19 protein-coding genes, 1 pseudogene and 1 riboswitch are annotated in these 20,663 nt (G+C 61.2%); of the genes and pseudogenes, 6 read left to right on the plus strand and 14 right to left on the minus strand.

The features are described from left to right. Window position 1 precedes the first annotated feature (1 nt). A complete protein-coding gene (locus ACZ5FP_RS17455; RefSeq protein ID WP_464661412.1) occupies window positions 2–799 on the plus strand; it encodes a 3-methyl-2-oxobutanoate hydroxymethyltransferase in 798 nt (265 codons plus the stop codon). A gap of 4 nt (window positions 800–803) precedes the next feature. Beyond that, the gene (purU, locus tag ACZ5FP_RS17460; protein ID WP_464661413.1) at window positions 804–1,700 is read left to right on the plus strand and encodes a formyltetrahydrofolate deformylase; all 897 of its coding nucleotides are present in this window, start codon (window positions 804–806) and stop codon (window positions 1,698–1,700) included. A gap of 225 nt (window positions 1,701–1,925) precedes the next feature. On the opposite strand, the gene ACZ5FP_RS17465 is transcribed toward purU, so the two are convergent. The 14 genes from ACZ5FP_RS17465 to ACZ5FP_RS17530 form a co-directional block, all read right to left on the minus strand. Continuing rightward, a complete protein-coding gene (locus ACZ5FP_RS17465) occupies window positions 1,926–3,017 on the minus strand; it encodes an FAD-binding oxidoreductase (protein WP_223612483.1) in 1,092 nt (363 codons plus the stop codon). Between the two features lie 7 nt (window positions 3,018–3,024). Beyond that, complete coding sequence (locus ACZ5FP_RS17470) at window positions 3,025–4,269, minus strand: aromatic ring-hydroxylating oxygenase subunit alpha (RefSeq protein WP_288193477.1); 1,245 nt, start codon at window positions 4,267–4,269, stop codon at window positions 3,025–3,027. 125 nt (window positions 4,270–4,394) lie between these two features. Then, a riboswitch (cobalamin riboswitch) is annotated at window positions 4,395–4,594 on the minus strand. 111 nt (window positions 4,595–4,705) lie between these two features. Next, window positions 4,706–5,416 carry a DUF1868 domain-containing protein gene (locus tag ACZ5FP_RS17475; protein WP_464661414.1) on the minus strand — a complete coding sequence of 237 codons (711 nt, stop codon included), beginning with the start codon at window positions 5,414–5,416 and terminating at the stop codon, window positions 4,706–4,708. A gap of 80 nt (window positions 5,417–5,496) precedes the next feature. Continuing rightward, window positions 5,497–6,774: an L-fuconate dehydratase gene (locus ACZ5FP_RS17480; RefSeq protein WP_464661415.1), complete on the minus strand. Its 1,278-nt coding sequence runs from the start codon at window positions 6,772–6,774 to the stop codon at window positions 5,497–5,499. A 37-nt stretch (window positions 6,775–6,811) separates the two neighbouring features. Continuing rightward, window positions 6,812–7,657 carry a fumarylacetoacetate hydrolase family protein gene (locus ACZ5FP_RS17485; protein WP_464661416.1) on the minus strand — a complete coding sequence of 282 codons (846 nt, stop codon included), beginning with the start codon at window positions 7,655–7,657 and terminating at the stop codon, window positions 6,812–6,814. Between the two features lie 166 nt (window positions 7,658–7,823). Then, window positions 7,824–8,558, minus strand: coding sequence for an SDR family oxidoreductase (locus ACZ5FP_RS17490; protein ID WP_105731930.1), 735 nt, complete (start codon window positions 8,556–8,558; stop codon window positions 7,824–7,826). 38 nt (window positions 8,559–8,596) lie between these two features. Continuing rightward, a complete protein-coding gene (locus tag ACZ5FP_RS17495; RefSeq protein ID WP_346307367.1) occupies window positions 8,597–9,046 on the minus strand; it encodes a MaoC family dehydratase in 450 nt (149 codons plus the stop codon). Beyond that, window positions 9,047–10,120 (minus strand): Gfo/Idh/MocA family protein, encoded by a 1,074-nt coding sequence (locus ACZ5FP_RS17500; protein WP_464661417.1) that lies wholly within the window; start codon window positions 10,118–10,120, stop codon window positions 9,047–9,049. Between the two features lie 11 nt (window positions 10,121–10,131). Next, window positions 10,132–10,461, minus strand: coding sequence for an L-rhamnose mutarotase (locus ACZ5FP_RS17505; protein ID WP_464661418.1), 330 nt, complete (start codon window positions 10,459–10,461; stop codon window positions 10,132–10,134). Between the two features lie 4 nt (window positions 10,462–10,465). Then, window positions 10,466–11,578, minus strand: coding sequence for a mandelate racemase/muconate lactonizing enzyme family protein (locus ACZ5FP_RS17510; RefSeq protein WP_464661419.1), 1,113 nt, complete (start codon window positions 11,576–11,578; stop codon window positions 10,466–10,468). Window positions 11,579–11,580: 2 nt separating this feature from the next. Further along, window positions 11,581–12,678 carry an ABC transporter ATP-binding protein gene (locus ACZ5FP_RS17515; RefSeq protein ID WP_223612474.1) on the minus strand — a complete coding sequence of 366 codons (1,098 nt, stop codon included), beginning with the start codon at window positions 12,676–12,678 and terminating at the stop codon, window positions 11,581–11,583. An 11-nt stretch (window positions 12,679–12,689) separates the two neighbouring features. Then, the gene (locus ACZ5FP_RS17520) at window positions 12,690–13,556 is read right to left on the minus strand and encodes a carbohydrate ABC transporter permease (protein WP_464661420.1); all 867 of its coding nucleotides are present in this window, start codon (window positions 13,554–13,556) and stop codon (window positions 12,690–12,692) included. A gap of 1 nt (window position 13,557) precedes the next feature. Beyond that, a complete protein-coding gene (locus ACZ5FP_RS17525; RefSeq protein WP_288194393.1) occupies window positions 13,558–14,454 on the minus strand; it encodes a carbohydrate ABC transporter permease in 897 nt (298 codons plus the stop codon). A 108-nt stretch (window positions 14,455–14,562) separates the two neighbouring features. Further along, window positions 14,563–15,879 carry an ABC transporter substrate-binding protein gene (locus tag ACZ5FP_RS17530; RefSeq protein ID WP_464661421.1) on the minus strand — a complete coding sequence of 439 codons (1,317 nt, stop codon included), beginning with the start codon at window positions 15,877–15,879 and terminating at the stop codon, window positions 14,563–14,565. Window positions 15,880–16,046: 167 nt separating this feature from the next. On the opposite strand from ACZ5FP_RS17530, the pseudogene ACZ5FP_RS17535 reads away from it, so the two are divergent. From ACZ5FP_RS17535 to ACZ5FP_RS17550, 4 genes and pseudogenes are all read left to right on the plus strand, one after another. Continuing rightward, window positions 16,047–16,851: pseudogene (locus ACZ5FP_RS17535) on the plus strand (IclR family transcriptional regulator). A gap of 17 nt (window positions 16,852–16,868) precedes the next feature. After that, window positions 16,869–17,702, plus strand: coding sequence for an amidohydrolase family protein (locus ACZ5FP_RS17540; protein ID WP_464661422.1), 834 nt, complete (start codon window positions 16,869–16,871; stop codon window positions 17,700–17,702). A gap of 268 nt (window positions 17,703–17,970) precedes the next feature. Next, on the plus strand, window positions 17,971–19,815 hold the full coding sequence (locus tag ACZ5FP_RS17545) for a monovalent cation:proton antiporter-2 (CPA2) family protein (protein ID WP_403184066.1): 1,845 nt from the start codon (window positions 17,971–17,973) through the stop codon (window positions 19,813–19,815). A 26-nt stretch (window positions 19,816–19,841) separates the two neighbouring features. Further along, complete coding sequence (locus tag ACZ5FP_RS17550; RefSeq protein WP_464661423.1) at window positions 19,842–20,393, plus strand: DUF924 family protein; 552 nt, start codon at window positions 19,842–19,844, stop codon at window positions 20,391–20,393. Window positions 20,394–20,663 lie beyond the last annotated feature (270 nt).

Genomic DNA, 20,663 nt, shown 5'->3' on the forward strand with positions numbered 1-20,663 from the left:
CATGACCAGCAAACGCCCCACGGTGGCGGACATTCTCGCAATGAAAGGCCGTCGCCAGCTGACCATGCTGCGGGTCGAAACGCTTGAGGAGGCGGAAGCCGCCGAGCGCGCGCGGGTCGATATCCTGTCCGTCCCGCCTGCGCTGCTCTCTCCCGCGTTCCGCGATGCGGCGCCATCCTGTTTCACCATTCCCGGGCTTGAATACGGCGATTTCGCCACGGCGGAGGATTATGTGCGCGCTGCCTTTTCCGCCTTGCGTGCGGGCGGCGATGCGGTCTATTGCGCGGCCAGCTTGTCGACGATCCGGCGCATGCGCGATGAAGGCATTCCCATCTGCGGCCATGTCGGCCTGATCCCGTCAAAGGCGACCTGGACCGGCGGCTTCAAAGCTGTCGGCAAGACGGCGCAAAGCGCGCTCGATATCTGGCGCCAGACCAAGGCACTGGAAGAAGCCGGGGCCTTTGCCGCCGAAATCGAGGTGGTGCCTGTGGCGGTTGCAACCGCCATTTCCGAGCGCACCTCGCTGTTCATGATTTCCATGGGCGCAGGTGCCGGCTGCGATGCGCAATATCTCTTCGCCGAGGATATTCTTGGATCGAACCGCGGCCATTATCCGCGCCATGCCAAGACCTACCGCAACTTTTCCGCCGAATATGATCGCCTGCAGCAGGAAAGGGTCGCAGCCTTTTCCGAGTTTGTCGCAGACGTGCACGCAAAAAACTATCCGGCAGCCGAACATGTGGTTGGAATTCCGCATGACGAACTGGACCGTTTTCTCAAAGAGCTTCCTGGAGTTTGAACCGATGGATCATCAGTCCCCCACCTCGCCCGTAACCCGTCAGCCGTCTGATTATACGCACGGTTTCGTCCTCACCCTGTCGTGCGAAGACAAGCCGGGGATCGTGGCATCGGTGACGACGGAGCTGGCGGCGCTGGATGCCAATATCGCCGAGAGCAACCAGTTCTGGGACCGCCAGACCAACCGCTTCTTCATGCGCATCGCCTTTGCCGCCTCGGAAGAAACCTCCAAGGACGATGTCGAGCGGGCGCTGAAGCCAGCCATCGAGCGCTTCGGCATGAAGACCACGCTGATCGACCAGGCCAAGAAGCCGAAGATCGTCATCATGGTGTCGAAGTTCGACCATGCGCTGTTGCACCTGTTCTACCAGATCAAGGTCGGCTGGCTCGATGCGGAAGTCGCCGCCATCGTCTCCAACCACGAGGACAGCCGCCGCTTTGCCGAGCATGAGGGCATCCCCTACCATGTGCTGCCCGTCTCCAAGGACAACAAGACGGCGCAGGAGGAGGCGCTGCTGAAGATCGTCAAGGACACCGGCGCCGATCTCGTCATCCTTGCCCGCTACATGCAGGTGCTGTCGGACACTCTGTCGAAGCGGCTGTTCGGCAAGGTGATCAACATCCACCATTCATTCCTGCCGAGCTTCAAGGGGGCAAAGCCCTATCATCAGGCGTTCGAGCGCGGGGTGAAGCTGATCGGCGCGACGGCGCATTATGTCACGCCCGACCTCGACGAGGGTCCGATCATCGAGCAGGAGACCGAGCGGGTCAGCCATGCCATGAGCGCCGAGGACTTTGTCGCCACCGGCCGCGATATCGAGAGCCGGGTGCTCGCCCGTGCCGTCAAGAAGCACCTCGAATCCCGCGTCATGCTCAATGGCCACAAGACCGTGGTGTTCTAAGCACAGGCATTTTTTTGCGGTGCGTGGTGCGTGGTTCGACAAGCTCACCATGAGGGAGGATGAGGACTTCAGGGAGTCATATCCTGCAATGCTTGTGATTAAGCATTGCAGCCCAACCCTCTCCCTCATGGTGAGCTTGTCGAACCACGCACGATCGCAATGCGAGCCTTCACCGCCAGTTATTGCCTGCACTTGAGAACGAAGAATAGCTCAAAAAGGCGGCGCTCAGGCTTCGATCTCCACATTGCCGAGCGGCTTGGTGCAGCAGGCGAGGACAAATCCCTCGTCGATTTCCTCGTCGAGAATACCGCCATTGTGATCCATCTCGGACTTGCCCGAGAGTTTCATCACCTTGCACGTGCCGCACAGGCCGGATTCGCAGGCCGCCGCAATGCGGATACCGGCGCCGCGCGCCGCCTTGAGGATCGTATCCCCCGGCATGCAGGGCACGTCCATGCCCGACATGGAAAAGGTGATCGTCGCCGACGCTTCCACGGCGTCGGTGGACATCACATCGAAGGCGGGCAGAACGGGTTCGGCAGCCGGACCGAAGCTTTCCTGATGATAGTGCGCCATGTCGAAACCGCTGGCTTCGAGCATACCGCGTACATCGCGCATGAAACCTTCCGGACCGCAGCAGAAGATCGTCCTGTCCTTGAAATCCGGCGACAGCAGCGGCAGCTTGGGCGCTTCCAGCCGCCCGCGGATACCGGTCCACACCTGCCCCATCTCGTGTTCCTTGATCAGGAACGACAGTTTCAGGTTGGGCATGCAGTTTGTCAGATATTCCAATTCCCTGCGGAAAATGATGTCGCTGGGCCGGCGGGCGCAGGTGACGAAGCTGATATCGCTCTGCGGGGCGCAATCATGCATCCAGCGGGTCATCGACATCATCGGCGTGATGCCGGACCCGGCCGAGATGAACAGGTACTTTTCCCCCGGATGCCTGCGCATGGAGAAATCGCCGAGCGGACCGAAGGCCTTCAGCCGCATGCCCGGGGTCAGGTGATCCAGCATCCAGCGGGTGCCGATGCTGTTCTCCTGGGCCTTGACCGTCACGGCGATGGTGAAGGGCCGTGACGGGCTGGAGGAGAGCGTATAGGTGCGCAGGACGGCTTCGGGCTGCACCGGCAGCTCGAAGGTCATGAACTGGCCCGGCTCATAGCGGAACCAGTTCTGGTTGTCGGAACGGAATGTGAAAGTCTTCACATTCGGCGCTTCCTCGATGATCGACAGACACTCCAGCAGATGCAGCCGGTCATTCCATGGCTGCATCTGGTCGAGGTGCGGGTAAGACTGAGGAACGCCCATGTTCATTGTGTACCTATGCTACCTTGCTGAGCCGCGTATCGCCGCCGGAGAGACGCTCTTCCATGAACCTGCAGTACCATTCGAGGAATTGCAGCACGCCGCCTTCATGCTCGGGCGAATAGGGTCCGGGCTCGTAGGCGGGCGAACGGATGCCGAATGCGTTTTCCTCGACGATCCGGCGGTCCTGGTCATTGGTCTCGAGCCAGACATGCGTCAGTTCCTCGATGGTGTAATCCACGCCCTCGACCGCATCCTTGTGCACCAGCCATTTGGTGGTGACCTGCGTTTCATCCGGGCCGAGCGGCAGCACGCGGAAGGAAATGGCATGGTCGCCGAGGATATGGTTCCAGGTGGTCGGGTAATGGAACAGCAGCAGCGAGCCGATCTGCTTCTCGTTGACACTGTCGCTGAGCTGCCGGCCGACGGCGCGGCGCCCGCTCATCGTATAGCTTTCCGCATCGCGCAGCAGCGGCACACGGGTGGCGCGGTACTGGCCGTCATCGGACATGCGGAAAATGCTGGGCAGGCCTGCCGCTTCGCAACGCTGCCAATGCGCGGCAATTTCCGGATCGTCTGCGGCGCCCTGGACACCGCTCACGCTCGGCGCTTCCGGGAAGGTCTTGCACAGCTCGGGATGATTGGCCACGCAGTGATAGCACTCGCGGTTGTTTTCCCAGACCAGCTTCCAGTTGCCCTTTTCGACGATGGTGCTCTGATAGGCGACCTTGGTTTCGGTGAGGTGGTGCGGCGCGAGATAGGGTTCGATCAGCGCGCGCGTCGCGCTGAAATCGACAGGATTCTGCGCCAGGCAGATGAAGATGTAACCGCCGACGCTTTCGCACTGCACCGGCTTCAGGCTGTGCTGGCTGGCGTCGAAATCATCGCCCATCTGGCGGGCGAACAGCAGGCGCCCGTCAAGCTCGTAGGTCCACTGGTGATAGGGGCAGACGAGCTTGGCCGACGTGCCGCGCTCGGCCGAGCAGACGCGCGAGCCGCGATGGCGGCAGGAATTGTGAAAAGCCCGGATCTGGCCCTGGCGGTCGCGCACGATGACCACGGGATAGTCGCCGACCTGCACCGTGAAGAAGTTGCCGGGCTTGGCGACTTCGCAATCATGGCCGATGAACAGCCAGTCGCGATAAAAGATGTTCTCCATATCCAGCCGGAAATAATCCGGATCGGAATAGAAAGACTGTTCAAGGCCGTAGCCGGGTTTCCGGTTTCTCAGGTTCCGGAGCAGTTCGTTGCGTATATCCATGTCGTGTCCTCGCCTCGATGTTGCGAAAGAACTGACTGGTGGTGACGGAGGAAGAACGCCTGCACGGCCAGCCACCGGCTGGTGCCCGCACAGAATCATGCTCCTTGATCGCCCACCGCGATCAGTCGGTTTTTGGTACCGAGGCTGGTTTCCGGGCTCTGGAGTTGCCGTATCGGCTGTCACGACGCCTTCCCGGGGTTGTGACCCAGTGGCTGTTATGCCGTGTTTCACTCCACTACCGTTGCGGGGGCAGCGCCGGGTTTCCGACCGGCTTCCCAATTCTCCGCTTCCCTAGAAAAGCGGCACCTCAAGTGCCCCGATAAAAGCATCAGGCACCCAAAAAGAATAGGTGCGGAAACGACATCGCATTTACGTAAGACGACACGCCGGGCGCGTGTACACTATGTCGCAGATTGGCGATCAAACGGCCTCTGGTTCAATCCAGAACCACCAGTTCCTCGAAATGATTCATATCGGCAAAACTGCAGAATGCGGGCGGATTCAACGCAATGACCGGCGATTCACGCCGGATGAATGCTAGGCAATCATCCAGAAGTTCCTGCCAGGCCCCGAGCCTTTCATCCGGGAACCGCGCGATCGGATAGGCCAGCGTGATGTGGAAGACATAGGTGTCGTGATCAGGATGCCGGTAACCGAACGGCACGGCCAGTTCGTCGCGCCAGGCGCGCATGATGCGCTCGTCATATTCGCTCGCACCGGCCACGGTCAGGCCTGCGGGCGTGACATCGATCACCTCGACGTTGAATGGTCCGCATCCCTCGAAATCCTGCAGGCGATCCACGTAAAGCCGCGTCATGTCGTCGATGCTTGTCTCCAGTGGAACATCATCTGGCCAATAGGACGGGCGGCGGCGATATTCGATAATGCCCTGAAACAGCGTCATGTGCAGGCTGGAGACGGGGGTAAAGGCCAGTTGGCCGGCATCGGGCATCGCCAGCATCCGGTCGCGCACGGCAATGACCGAGGCTTCCGACTCGGAGCCCTTCACCAGATGGCAGACCACCGTATTGCCGGGTTCCGGCTGAAAGACGCCCGCGCCGTTGTAGCGTCGGCCGAGATGCACCGGCGGTTCCGGGTGCAGGCTGGCGGCAAAGCGGGCAAGCGAAGGCTTGATCAGGTCGAGCATGGGAACCCCGTGACGAGAGAAGACGATGCAACCGCCATAGGACAGCTCTTTGTCAGACTGATGAAGCCCCGCCCCTTTTCCTATGGCCGGTGGAGATATTCCTCGATCGACGCCTGTTTCATTTCAATCGAGAAACCCGGCAGCGACGGCGGCATATAGGCGGCATCCCGGATGTTGCAGGGATCGACAAAATGTTCGTGCAGATGGTCGACATATTCGATCACCCGCCCCTCTTTCGTCCCCGACACGGCGATGTAGTCGATCATCGACAGATGCTGCACATATTCGCACAGGCCGACACCGCCCGCATGCGGCCAGACGGGTAGTTCATATTTGGCGGCAATCAGCAGCACGGCCAGCACTTCATTGAGGCCGCCCATCCGGCACGAATCGATCTGCACCACATCGATGGCGCCTTCGGCGATGAACTGCTTGAACATAATGCGGTTCTGGCACATCTCGCCGGTCGCGACCTTCACAGGCTTGATTGCCTGCCGGATCTTGCGGTGGCCCGCCACGTCATCCGGGCTGGTCGGCTCCTCGATGAAGAACGGCTTGACGAAGGCAAGCTTGTTGACCCAGTCGATGGCCTCGCCCACTTCCCAAACCTGGTTGGCATCGATCATCAGGATACGGTCCGGCCCGATCACCTCGCGGGCAATGGTCAGGCGGCGGATATCGTCTTCAAGATCGCGGCCGACCTTCATCTTGATGTGGTTGAAACCGGCGTCGACCGCTTCCTGGCAGAGGCGGCGCAGCTTTTCATCGGAATAGCCGAGCCAGCCCGCCGATGTGGTGTAGCAGGGATAGCCTTCCGCCTGCAGCGTCGCGATCCGCTCCTTCTTGCCGTTCTCCGCCTTGCGCAGGATGGCGAGCGCTTCCTCGCGCGTCAGCACGTCGGTGAGGTAGCGGAAGTCGATGATATCGACGATTTCTTCCGGCGTCATCTCGCCGACCAGCTGCCAGACCGGCTTGCCCGCTTCCTTGGCAAGCAAGTCCCAGACCGCATTGACCACCGCGCCCGTCGCCAGATGCATCGCGCCCTTGTCGGGCCCGATCCAGCGCAACTGGCTGTCGCCGGTGATGAAGTGCCAGAAACGGCCGGGATTTTCCTTCACCCAGTCCAGTTCCAGCCCGACGACGAGATGCTTCATCGCTTCAATCGCCAGGCAGCAGATTTCATTGCCGCGACCGATGGTGAAAGTCAGCCCATGGCCGGACAAAGCCTTGTTGTCCGTATCGAGGATGACGTAGGCGGCGGAATAATCCGGGTCCGGGTTCATGGCGTCCGATCCATCCAGGCTCTGCGAGGTGGGGAAGCGGACGTCGAAGACGCGAAGATCGGTAATGCGGGTCACAATATGCCTCTTGAATAAGGTTGCGGGTCAGCACGCGTTAGACGTCGGCGCGTGCCACCTGTTTCTGGGTTCCAAGGCCGTCAATGCCCAGCTCGATCACGTCACCTGCCTTGAGGTAGCGCGGCGGCTTCATGCCCATGCCGACGCCGGGCGGCGTCCCGGTCGAGATGATGTCGCCGGGATGCAGCGACATGAACTGGCTGAGATAGGAGACGAGAAAGGCAACGCCGTAGACCATGGTCCGGGTCGAGCCGTTCTGCATGGTCTCGCCATTCACCTTCAGCCACATGCCGAGGTTCTGCGGGTCGGCCACTTCATCTTTCGTCACCAGCCACGGACCGGTCGGACCGAACGTGTCGCAGGATTTGCCCTTGGTCCATTGCCCTGCCCGCTCCGTCTGGAAGGCGCGCTCGCTGACATCGTGCACGGTGCAGTACCCCGCGACATAATCCAGCGCCTCGGCTTCACTGACATATTTTGCCGTGCGGCCGATGACGATGCCGAGCTCGACTTCCCAGTCGGTCTTTTCCGAACCGCGCGGAATGACCAGATCGTCATTCGGCCCTGATATCGCCGATGTGGCCTTCATGAAAATCACCGGCTCCGGCGGCACGGCCATGCCGGATTCCGCCGCATGGTCGGCATAGTTGAGGCCGATGCAGATGAATTTTCCGGTTCCGGCAACGCAGGGGCCAAGGCGCGGATTGCCCTCAACGGCAGGCAGGTTTTCGATATCGAGCGCAGACAATTTCGCCAGCGCTTCCGGGTCGAGCACGGTCCCGGCAAGATCGTTCACCTTGCCGGAGAGATCGCGGATGTGCCCCTTGGCATCCAGCACGCCGGGCTTTTCCTGTCCCGGTTCGCCATAACGTAGAAATTTCATCGTCTGTTCCTTCCGATTGCATGGGAGGAGGCTTCTGACAATTCATCCTGATGAGGGAGCTGGTGCGGTTGTCGAGAACCGGAGCGCAGTGGACATTTTCGTCCATGAGCACCGGAAGCGCAGAAAATCGCATCAGATGCCCATCAGGGTGGATTGGCAAAGTCTCCTAGACGGTCCAGCCGCCATCGATGTTGTAAGCCTGCCCCGTCGTGTAGGTCGCACCGGCGAGATAGACGGCAAGGTCGGCAATTTCCTCCGGCAGGCCGAGACGGCCCATCGGCTGGCGCGCAATGAAAGCCGCGCGCGCGGCTTCGTAGTCGCCGCCAGCGCGCATGCGCTGTTCCAGCGACGGGCTTTCCACCGTGCCGGGGCAGATCGCGTTGCAGCGGATGCCCTGCGTTATGTATTCGGCCGCCACCGACTTGGTCAGGCCGAGCACCGCCGCCTTGGTAACGCCATAGGCGAAACGGTTTGGTACGCCCTTCACGCTGCTGGCCACCGACGACATGTTGATGATCGCACCATCGCCGCGTTCGATCATGCCGGGCAGAACGGCGCGGATCGTGCGGATCATCGCCCGGACATTCAGATCGAGGGCGAAATCCAGATCCGCATCGGGCATTTCCAGGATGGAACCGCCATGGACGAACCCGGCGCAGTTGAAGAGCACATCAATCGGACCGATCTCGCCCGCAACCTGATTGACCTCTTCGGTTTTCAATACATCCAGCTTGCGCGGCTTGATCCCTGCCTCTTTCGGCAGCGCATCGAGCAATTGCTGGTTGATGTCAGTGGCATGGACGATCGCGCCTTCGCGCGCAAAAGCCAGCACTGAAGCCCGGCCGATGCCCTGCCCTGCCGCTGTGATCAAAACCCGCTTGCCTGCAAGCTTACCCGTCATTTCAAACCTCCATTTGGCACATTGAGGTGCCCGTCATATCAAGTTGTTCTGCGCTCGGCGATCAGGATATGGTCCGCCGCAAGCACGACTTCATCACGTTGATTGAGAACTTCGCAGCGCTCGACCACGCGCCCGCTTCCCGGGCGTTTCGGATCGTCTTCCTTGGCGCTGATGGTCACGCGCGTGCGGATCGTGTCGCCGATGAAGACCGGCCGCACGAATCGCAGACGGTCATAACCGTAGGAGAACGCCACCGGATTGATCAGGCTGGCGGTGAGGCCGACACCGATGGAAAAGATCATCGTGCCATGCGCAACCCGCTGGCCGAACGGCGTGGTCTTGGCAAATTCGGCATCCATATGGTGCGGGAAGAAATCCCCGGTATGGCCCGCATGCACGACGAAATCGGTTTCGGTGATTGTGCGGCCCGTCGTGGTGCGCACATGGCCGATGGCATAATCCTCGAAATAGATGGCCTGTTCAGACATTCACGCCTCCGGCTTTCGCGCCGGCGGTGTTGCCGGCGCCGCACTTGATTGATAGGCGGCCTCGACCAGCGCCATGGTGTGCCAGGCGTCTTCAACCGAACTCACCAGCGCCTCGTCCTCGCCGCTGGCAAAGCGCTGCAGATTGGCCATGCGCCCGACAAAGGCATCGGGGAACCATGCGCCTTGCAGCGGAACATCGATCCAATCGGAGCCGCCCTTCGGGTAGATCATCAGCGCGTCCGGTTCACCGCGCGGATAGTCGAGATTGACCCCGAGCTTCACGTATGCGGCGCCTTCGGTGCCGCTGATGCGGAACTCGCAGGCCTGGAATGTGCGGCCGAATTTGTGGTCGTGATTGATCGACAGCGAGCAGCGTACCCGATCGCCATAGTCGAGGATCGCGCTCGTCCGCGTCTGCGCCACCGTGTGGCCGGGATGCCCCAGTGTCTTCGCGTGCACGCCCAGCGGATTGCCGAGAATCTCACGGATCACATCGATGTAGTGGATCGAATGCATGGCGATCTCGACGCGCGGCAGGCCGTTGAGAAACGGCCACAGCGACCACGGCGTGTCGAGCGCCAGCCAGGCATCGAAATCGATCACCTCGCCCAGCCAGCCCTGCGCGATCGCGTCCTTCAGCGCCAGCATCATCGGGGCGAACCGCAGCTGGAAATTGACGGCGGCGGTGATGTTGCGCTCCCGGCAGATCGCAAGAATTTCCGAGGCCTGCGCAAGGTCGCTGCCCATCGGTTTCTGGATCAGGGCAAAGGAGCCTTCCGGCAAGGCTTTCAGCACGTCCGCATGGCGCGCGGGCGGCGTGGCCAGATCGAAGATGGCGTTTTCCACGGCTGCGGCTTCCACCACCGACGCATAGGCAGTCACATTCCATTCAGCCGCAATTTTCGCGGCCTTCGCCTGATCGGGATCGAACAGACCGGCGATGGGAAAGCCACCTTTCCGGTAGGCCGGATAATGCGCATCGCCGACAATGCTGCCCGCCCCGAAGGTCACGATAGGGCGCGGCGGCGCCGGAAGCGGCCAGCTTTGCTGCAGGGTGGATGGATCAAAATGCATCAAATTCCTCATCAATCCAAATGGAAGACTTCATCCATCATCGCCCACCATTCGCCCGGCGCCCGCGTTGCCAGCGGCACCTGGCACGGCATGCAGACAGCCCACCATTCCTTGTTTTTCGGATCGGCGGCCATGCGGGCCATATCCGCATCAAAATCCGTGCCGTGATATTCCCACGTGCCGAACAGGATATTCTCCGGCTCACGCAGGAAGATCGTGTAATTGCGGATGTTGCAGCTTGAAATGAGCGCCAGGATTTCCGGCCAGACAGCCGCGTGCAGGCGCTTGTATTCCGCCACCTTGTCACCGTTCAGCCCGATCATCATGCCCATGCGCTGCATCAGCCTAACTCCGGATTTCCGTGGTGAATTCATCGATGCTGCGTGCCTTCACCGCATCCCAGTCCCAATCGATGCCGATGCCGGGTTCCGATGGCGCGATGGCATAGCCATCCTCGATGCGCATCTGCGTGCGTGTCAGGTCGTCCAGCTGCGGGATATATTCGACATACCTGCCGTTCTGCACCGCGCAGGTGAGGCTGACATGCAGCTCCATCAGGAAGTGCGGGCAAACCGGCATGTCGAAGCTTTCAGCGGTATGCGCCACTTTCAGCCATGGCGTGATCCCGCCGATGCGGCCCACATCCACCTGCACGATGGTACAGGCGCGCTTCTGCATGTATTCGCGGAAATGCCGGATCGAATAGAGCGACTCGCCGACGGCCACCGGCGTCTGCGTCGCCGCGGACAGGCGCACATGTCCGTCGATGTCGTCGGCGGGCAGCGGCTCTTCCAGCCAGGCGAGGTCAATATCGCGCAGCACCTGCGAGCGCCTGATGGCCTCATCCAGCGTAAAACCCTGATTGGCGTCGGTCATGATCTCGAAACCGGCACCCACCGCAGCGCGCACCGCCGACAGCCGGTCGAGATCTTCCGACCCGTGCGGGCGGCCGATCTTCACCTTGGCGCCCTTGAAACCCTTGGCTTTCGCCTGCAGCGCATCATCCACCAGCGCCTGTTTTTCGATATGCAGCCAGCCGCCTTCGGTGGTGTAGAGCGGGCAGCGGTCTTTCGCCCCGCCTGCCAGCTTCCACAGCGGCAGGTTCTGTTTCTTCGCCCGCAGGTCCCACAGGGCGATATCGATGGCGGCGAGCGCAATCGCGGTGATCGCACCGATGGTTGTCGCGTGGGTGGCGAACTCGAGCTCGCGCCAGATCGCCTCGATCTGGTCGGCATCCCTGCCGAGCAGGCGCGGCACCAGATGGTCCGAGAGCAGGCGCATCACCGAGGAACCGCCTGTGCCGATCGTATAGCTGTACCCCGTACCGACAGCGCCATCGCTGTCGGTGATCGTGACTATCGGCGTTTCCTGCGAAACAAAGCTCTGGATGGCATCGGTCCGCAGCACTTTCGGCGGCAGGTCGACCATCCGCAATTCGACGCGTTCGATTCTGGCCATGGTCAGCTCCGCAGGGTTTTGCCGGTTTCAGCCGAGAAGAGATGCGCCTGCGACAGGTCGAAACTCAGCTTGATCGTTTCGCCCGCCGCGAGCGGGCGCGGGTTAAGCATGCGCGATACCCATTCCTTTTCGCCCAGCGTGATGAACACCAGCGTCTCGTTGCCGAGCGGTTCGGTGATCGAGACCGGCAGCGACAGTTCATGAACGTCGGTTGCTTCGCCGGAACTCAGGCCATGGCCGGTCGGATAGATATCGTCGGGGCGCAGGCCGAAGATGACCTTTTCGCCCGCAACCACCTTGTTGCGGAATTCGAGCGGCAAAGGCAGGCTCTGGCCGCCTTTCAATACCAGCCTGCCGCCATCGACCGTGGCTTCGTTGAGGTTCATCGGCGGCGAGCCGATGAACCCGGCGACAAAGCGCGTGGCGGGACGCTTGAACACTTCCTCCGGCGTGCCGACCTGCTCGATATAGCCGTCCCGCATGATGACGATACGGTCGGACAGCGTCATGGCCTCCACCTGATCGTGGGTCACGTAGATCATTGTCGCCTGCACCTTGGCGTGCAGACGCTTGATCTCGGTGCGCACCTGCGTGCGCAGCTTGGCATCGAGGTTGGACAGCGGCTCGTCGAACAGGAACACTTCCGGCTTGCGCACGATGGCGCGGCCCATGGCCACGCGCTGGCGCTGGCCGCCGGAGAGCTGCGACGGACGGCGATCCATGTATTTTTCGAGATCGAGAATGGCAGCCGCTTCATTGACGCGCTGGTCGATCTCCGCCTGCTGCACCTTGCCGATCTTCAGCGAAAAACCCATGTTCTCGCGCACGGTCATATGCGGATAGAGCGCATAGGACTGGAAGACCATCGAGATGTTGCGGGCGCGCGGCGGCAGATCGTTGACCGGCTTGCCGCCAATTTCGATGACGCCGTCGCTGATGTCTTCCAGACCGGCAATCATGCGCAGCGTCGTCGACTTGCCGCAGCCGGACGGCCCGACCAGCGCGATGAATTCGCGGTCCTTCACCTCAAGATCAATGCCGTGGACGACATCCACATTGCCGTAGCGCTTGACCAGCTTTTTCAGGGTTACGGGTGCCATGGGTAGAGCCTTTAACCTTTCACCGCGCCGAACGTCAGTCCGGACACCAGATGCTTTTGAATGATGAATGTGAGGGTCAGCGCCGGAACGATCATGACCACGGCGAGCGCGCACATGCCGCGCCAGTCAATGGTGAATTCCGACGTGTAATCGAGCAGCCCCACGGGAAGCGTCTTCGAATTGACCGAGCGGGTGATCTGCGATGCCAGCGCATATTCGTTCCACGAGGTCAGGAAGGCGAAAATGCCTGCCGAGGCGATACCCGGACCCGCCAGCGGAAACTCCACCTGCCAGAATGCCTGCCAGCGCGTGCAGCCGTCGATCTGTGCGGCCTCGGCCAGATCCTTCGGCACCTGGCGGAAGAACCCGTCGATCAGCCAGATGGTGAAGGGCACGTTCAGCGCCACATAGATCAGGATCATGGAAAAATGGGTGTCGATGATGCCGAGCCGGGCAAAAATCATGAACAGCGGCAGCGACAGCGCGATGCCGGGAACCGCACGCGTCAGCATGAAGCCGAGGAACACCGCCGACTTGCCCTTGAACTTGTAGCGGGCAAAGGCGTAGCCGCCGGCCATGCCGATGATGAGCGCGATCACGGTGGAGGTAATGGAGATGATCAGCGAATTGCGGAAATACTCCCAGACCGGAATGCCGCCCTGCCCGGCGCCGCCGAACATGGAGCGGTAGGCATCGAGCGAAATGTCCTGCGGAATCCACACGGGCGGCTTGGCCATGATCTCCACCGTGGGGCGGAGCGAATTGAGAACGATCCACAGCCCCGGCAGGCAGATGACCAGCATGGCCAGGAACAGGCCGACCAGATGCAGGATTTTCAGGCCGCGACGCTTGAGACGATGTGCGTTGTTCTGATCCATCTTACCACTCCGCTCCGATCTGCTGGCGCGCCGCGGCGAGCTTTCTGAAGAAATACACGGTGAACAGGATGGAAAGCAGGATCGAGATATAGGCCATGGCGTTGGCCATGCCCATGCGCGCATCGCTGTAGGCCGTGCGGCCGACCAGCGTCCACAACAGCTCCGTGCGCTTGGCCGGGCCGCCATCGGTCATGATCTTGACGATGTCATAGGCGCGCGCCACGTCGAGCGAGCGGATGGTCATGGCGATCATGGCGAAGGGCATGAGGTAAGGCCAGGTGACATAGCGGAAGGTCTGCCACGGCGTGCAGCCGTCGACCCGCGCGGCTTCCACGGGCTCCTGCGGCATGGCGAGCAGGCCGGCCAGAATCAGGATGGCGAAGACCGAGGTCGAGGACCAGATTTCCGCGACAATGATCGAGAACAGCGCCAGATTGCCGTCGATCAGCCACGGGATGGCCGATGTGGTTATCCCCAGCGACTGCAGCACATTGTTGACGAAGCCGATATTGTCATTGAACAGGAACTTGAACTGGAAGCCGACGAGCACCGGCGAGAACATCATCGGGAACATCATCAGCGTGCGCAACAGGCGCTGGCCGCGCGTGGCCTTGTTGACCAGCATGGCAAGGCCAAGGCCAAGAAACATTTCGGCGTTGAGCGCGATGGTCAGGAGGAGAACGGTCCGTCCGAACGCGGTCCAGAACTCCAGGCTCGTCAGCGCGCTCATATAATTGCGGAACCCGATGAGAACCCAGATCGTCTCGGGTTTCGTCAGCCGGAACGGCGTGAAGCTGGAGTAGAGCGAAAACAGCAAGGGCAGGACGATGACCGCAGCCAGAACGATAATGGCAGGCAGCAGCAGGAGCGTCGGCGCTGATAGTTTGGGAAATTTCATCGGAGATATTGGCCTTTTAATCTCTGCTCTCGGGTAGGTCGCATGCGTTACCCCCCTGTCCGGCAGGATAGAGGGGGGTGACATTCATCACCCCGCCTCCCAACCGCATCAAAGCTTGCCGGCATCCTTGAGGATATCGGTTGCCTTCTGGGCAGCAGTGTCGAGCGCTTCCTTGGAGGTCTTGTCTCCGAGGATGGCAGCCTGCAGCTCCGGATAGACCGCGTTGGAAATCTCGATCCATTCGGCGAGCGGCGGAACCGGGAAGGCATTCTTCGCCGCTTCCTGGAAAGCCGCCAGAACTTCCGTCTTGTACGGATCGCTCTTGGCCTGCTCGATATCCCAGGCCCAGACCGCTGTGCGCGTCGGCAACGGCCCGGCCTTCGCTTCCAGCTTCTGGCTGTCTTCGTTGGTCAGCCACCAGACGAGCGAAGCGGCGGCTTCCTTGTTGGCGCAGGCTTCCGTGACCGAGAAGCCATGGCTGCCGGACCAGCCGGTCCGCTTGCCCGATGATCCCGCCGGCTGAACCTTGACACCGACATTGCCCGCAACCTTCGAGGACTTCGGATCATTGAAGAAGCTTGCCCAGCCCGGCCAGTCCAGATTGATGGCGATGGAACCGGAGGCAAAACCCTGACCGAGATCATCCCACAGATAGTTGGTCGTTCCCGCTGGAACCGCCTTGGCCTTGTAGAGATTGACGAACCAGTCGAGCGCCTTGATGCCCGCGGCCGAGTTGAAGGCGGGCTTGCCATCCTTGCCGATGTATTCGCCGCCTTCGGCGACCAGCATTTCATAGAAGCGGCCATTGATCGCTTCTTCCTTGCCGGCAAACTGCGTGCCGTAGAAATCCGGCGCCTTGGTGAAGAACAGCGCCTGGTCCGTCACCTGCTGCCAGGTATCGGGCGGCGTCAGGTCATAGCCATACTTGGCCTTGAACGCCTTCTTGTTGGCTTCGTCGGCATAGATGCTCTTCTGGTAGTACAGCGCGGAAACGTCGAACTGCGCGCGCGGCAGCATCACCAGCTTGCCGTCGAGCGTCGAGGCCTTGATGTTGGCTGGAACGAACGCCGCGACTTCCGCCGCCGGTATCAGCGCCGTCAGATCCGTATAGATCTTCGGGTATTGCGGCGCGAAGGATGAATGGTTCGAACCGACGCACCATTTCAGACTGCCCGAGGCGATATCCGATTTGATCTCCTTGTCGAGCTCGAAGTGATTCTTCTTGGACAGGATGTTGACCTTGGCGCCGGTCAGCTTCTCCCACTCACCGATGCGCTCGTACAGCGGCTCATATTGCTGGCCGCCGATCAGTTTGGCGTCAATGGTGACGCCCGCGAATTTGCCCGGCAGTTCGGCGCCAAAGGCAAAACTTGTGCTCAACAGCGCGATAGCGCCGGCCGAAACACTGGCTAGCAGGTTTTTCATGCAGTTCCTCCCAACATCCAGAGTGCCGCCTCCCGGCACTTTTCTTCACCCATATATGGGCGTGTCATTCATATACAAACATTTACAGGCTTGACCGTCAAGCGCGGAAACGCTTTCCTATGAAGATAATCTTCGTATATGCATTGAGTGAAATGAGGGGGACAACCATGTTGGAAGAAGACGACAGCGACCGGTATCGCGCCCCGGCACTCGACAAGGGACTGGACATTCTCGAACTGCTTTCGGGCATTGACGGCGGCCTTACCCAGGCGGAAATTGCCAAGCATCTCGGCCGCAGCCCCAATGAGTTCTACCGCATGCTCGACCGGCTGGTCCGGCGCGGCTATGTCACCCGGCTCGAAGGCGACCGCTACTCCCTGACGCTGAAACTGTTCGGCCTCGCCCAGCTGCATGCGCCGGTTCGCCGGCTCGCTTCCTATGCAACGCCGCTGATGCGCGATCTTGCGGTCCTGACCAAACAGGCCAACCAGCTCAGCGTCTTTGACCGCGGCGCCGCAGTCGTCATCGCCCAGCAGGAGGCGCCGGACTATTGGGGCATTTCCATCCGCGTCGGCTCGCATATCAGTCTCTTCAATACCGGCTCCGGTCACGTGCTGCTGGCGTTCCGCTCGGATGAGGAACGCGCCATGATGATTGCCGAATATGAAAAACATGCCGATGACATTGCCCAGCCGGCGGATTTTCGCGAGCGGCTCGATCATATCCGCGCGCGCGGCTATGAAATCATGCCCAGCGCCCAGACCGCGGGCGTCTACAATATATCCGCGCCGATTCTCGGCCCTGATGGCCGGTCCATCGCGGCCCTGACCTGTCCCTATATCAAGCTCCTGAACATCCCAGATGCCCCGGACGTCGATCAGGCGCGCGAAATGCTGGTGACGACAGCCACACAAACTCTCCGAGCTTGCGGGCGCGGATGTCATCCATTCCAGCGTTGTGCGCCACGCGTGAACGGGAGCAGATCAGGCATGTTCATCGACACACACCTTCATCTCATCGACCAGTCGGCCCTGCATTATCCGTGGCTTGCCGGCGTCGAGGCGCTCAACCGGGATTTTCTCTACGGCGAATATGCACTGCAGGCGCAGCGGGCCGGAATAGTCCGGGCACTGCACATGGAAGTGGATGTGACCCCATCCGAAATCCAGACCGAAATCGATTACGTCGCCAGCCTGGCGGAGCAGGAGGACAGCCTGATTGCCGGGGCGATTGCCGCATGCCGCCCGGAAGAGGCCGGTTTTGCCGATTATCTTGAACGCCAGCAGGCCAACCCGTTCGTCAAGGGTTTTCGCCGCATCCTGCACACCATGCCGGACGATCTGTCGGAGAAACCCCTTTTCCGCGAGAACATCCGGCGTATGGGCGGCTCGGGCCTGACCTTTGATCTGTGCGTGCTGCCGCGCCAGATGGACAGGGCCATCGCCCTGGTCGACCTTGCCCCCGACGTGACCTTCATTCTCGATCATTGCGGCGTGCCTGACATCAAGGGCGATGATTTCGCCATCTGGCGCGGCAAGATCACCGAAATCGCCGGACGCGCCAACGTCATCGCCAAGATTTCCGGCATCGTCGCCTATGCCGACGGGGCATGGCGCGCGGAGACGCTCAAACCCTATGTGCAGCATGTCATCGGCAGTTTCGGCTGGGACCGGATTGTCTGGGGCAGCGACTGGCCGGTCTGCACGCTGGGCGGCGGCCTTGCCACGTGGATCGCCGCCACGCACGCGCTGGTTTCAGGATGCAGTGAAAGCGAAAAGACCAAACTGTTTTCCGGCAACGCCAAGCGGCTGTGGGGGTTGTAGGCGTTGGTTCACCTTTAACCCCCCTCTGGCTTGCCAGCCATCTCCCCCACAAGGGGGGAGATCAGCTTTCACAGCTGTTTCGATCCGTTCTGAAACATTGCAAAGTAAGCACAAGTGCAGATGCCGATGTGATCTCCCCCCTTGTGGGGGAGATGTCCGGCAGGACAGAGGGGGGTGATAAACCATCCACAACCTCAAATCTCTTGCCTGCCAGCCCCCGGCGCTTTACCTCTGGTAACCAGCAGCATAACCAATGGCGGGAGATACAATGGCAGCGGAGCTTCATGGACCGGACCTTCTCAGTGCCGTCGTGCTTTTGGGCGCAGGCGTTGTCGCCGTGCCCGTCTTCAAGCGGCTCGGGCTTGGCTCCGTCCTCGGCTATCTCGCCGCCGGTCTGGTGATCGGGCCATTCGGCCTCAAATTCTTCTCCGATCCGCAGACGATCCTGCACGTCGCTGAACTTGGCGTCGTCATGTTCCTGTTCATCATCGGCCTTGAAATGCAGCCTTCCCGCCTCTGGGGCCTGCGCAAGGAGATCTTCGGCCTTGGCGCTCTGCAGGTGGGTGTCTGTGCGCTGCTGCTGACGGGTGTCGGCATCGCCACCGGCTTTCCCGTCGCCATATCCTTCGTGGCCGGGGCCGGTTTCGTCCTGACATCGACGGCCATCGTCATGCAGCTGCTGGAAGAACGCGGCGAGATATCAAGCACCAAGGGCCAGCGCATGGTCTCGATCCTGCTGCTGGAGGACCTGGCCATCGTGCCGCTTCTCGCGCTCGTCGCCTTCCTTGCGCCCATCGCCGCCACCGATGCGCCGCCGTCGGGCCTGCGCTGGATGGATATCGGCATCGGCGTCGGCGCCGTGGTCGGTCTCATCGTCGCCGGCCGTTATCTGCTCAACCCCCTCTTCCGTTTCCTTGCCCAGTCCCGGGCGCGCGAGGTCATGACTGCCGCCGCCCTCCTCGTCGTGCTCGGTGCCGCGCTCGTCATGCAGGTCAGCGGCCTCTCCATGGCGATGGGCGCCTTCCTTGCCGGTGTACTCCTGTCCGAATCCACCTTCCGGCATCAGCTCGAAGCCGATGTCGAACCCTTCCGCGGCATCCTGCTCGGGCTGTTCTTTCTCGCCGTCGGCATGTCGCTGGACCTGAGCGTCGTGACCGCCAACTGGCGCAGCGTGCTGTTCTACGTCGCCGCCTTCATGGTGGTGAAGGGCATCGCGATCTATATCGTCGCCCGCCTGATGCGCTCGTCCCACACGGAAGCGCTGGAGCGTGCCGTCGTGATGGCGCAGGGCGGCGAATTTGCCTTCGTGCTCTATTCCACCGCCACGTCGGTCGGCATTCTCGATGGCCGCGCCAATGCCATGCTGACGGCCATCATCATCATCTCCATGGTGCTCACCCCGATCGCCATCATCGGCCTGCGCTATATCCTGCCGCGCGAAAAGCAGTCGCTGGATGGTGTCGACGTCGCGGAAGGCCTGTCCGGCAGCGTCCTCGTCATCGGTTTCGGCCGGTTCGGGCAGATCGCCAGCCAGCCGCTGCTTATGCGCGGCGTCGATGTCTCGATCATCGACAATGATATCGAGATGATCCAGGCCGCAGCCGAATTCGGCTTCAAGGTCTATTACGGCGATGGCACGCGTCTCGACATCCTGCATGCGGCAGGCGCCGGCCGTGCACAGGCCGTGCTCATCTGCGTCGACAAGCCCGACACCATTCTCGCCATCGCCGAGCATATCAAGGCGGAATATCCGCTGGTGCAGGTCTATGCCCGCTCCTTCGACCGCGGCAACACGCTGGCGCTGATCAAGGCCGGCGTCGAGTACCAGATCCGCGAAACCTTCGAATCGGCCCTGTCATTTGGCGAGAACACGCTGATCGGCCTCGGCGTCGCGCCCGAGGAAGCGGCGGAGATCATCGGCGACGTGCGCCAGCGTGATGCGGAACGCCTCGACCTGCAGCTCGCCGGCGGCATCCGCGCCGGCAACGATCTGATGAGGGGCAACGCACCGGTGCCAGGCCCCCTGGTCAAACCACGGCAAACCGGCCGGGCTCTGAGCGAAGAAACCGCCCGCGTGCTGCCGGCGGCGCAAACCGCCGACAGTGCAAACTGATTGCAACCACCATGGAAGGACAAGCAATGGTTGAAACCGATCAGGCCATCATCGACGGTATTGTCGGCTTCTGGCGCAAGGCCGGACCCGACGCCTGGTTCAAGAAGGATGCGGCGTTCGACGAAACGTTCCACCAGACCTTTCTCAACAGGCATTTCGCCGCCGCCCGGCGCGACTATGACCACTGGATCGAAACCGCCGACGGTGCGCTGGCGCTGATGATCCTGCTCGACCAGTTCCCGCGCAACTGCTTTCGCGGCACGGGCCACATGTATGCGACGGACTCGCTGGCGCGCCATTACGCCGGAGAGGCGCTGGAAAGAGGCCATGATCTTGCCCTCGAGCCGTCCGTGCGCGGCTTTCTCTATCTGCCCTTCATGCATTCGGAAGACATCGACGAGCAATTGCGCTGCGTGAAGCTTTACACCGCATCGGCCCCGAGCCAGCTCGAATGGGCTGAAGATCATTACAACATCATCCACCGGTTTGGCCGCTTTCCCCATCGCAACACCATTCTCGGGCGGAAATCCACGGCGGACGAACAGGCATTCCTCGATGCGGGCGGCTTTGCCGGATAGGCGGATTTGCGGCCTCGCTGCCGAATTTTCGCCACATCCTCTTGAACGCGGCCGTGCAGACTGCCATTATAAGCGCATCTGGCACCCGTAAGTTTCACCCATGACGCCAGTCAAACAGGGACTGACCGCGCCTCGATGCCGGACGAACAATCTGAAGAGCCTCCAAGTCCGGACTTGCGAAGCAAGCTGACTCTGCCCGCGCAGCGTCAGCAACAATTCCCGTTTTTCTCCCCAACATCCGATTTGGCCTGCATCGCGGGCGGATTTGCG

It is taken from the genome of Phyllobacterium sp. T2-21 (genome assembly GCF_055378485.1).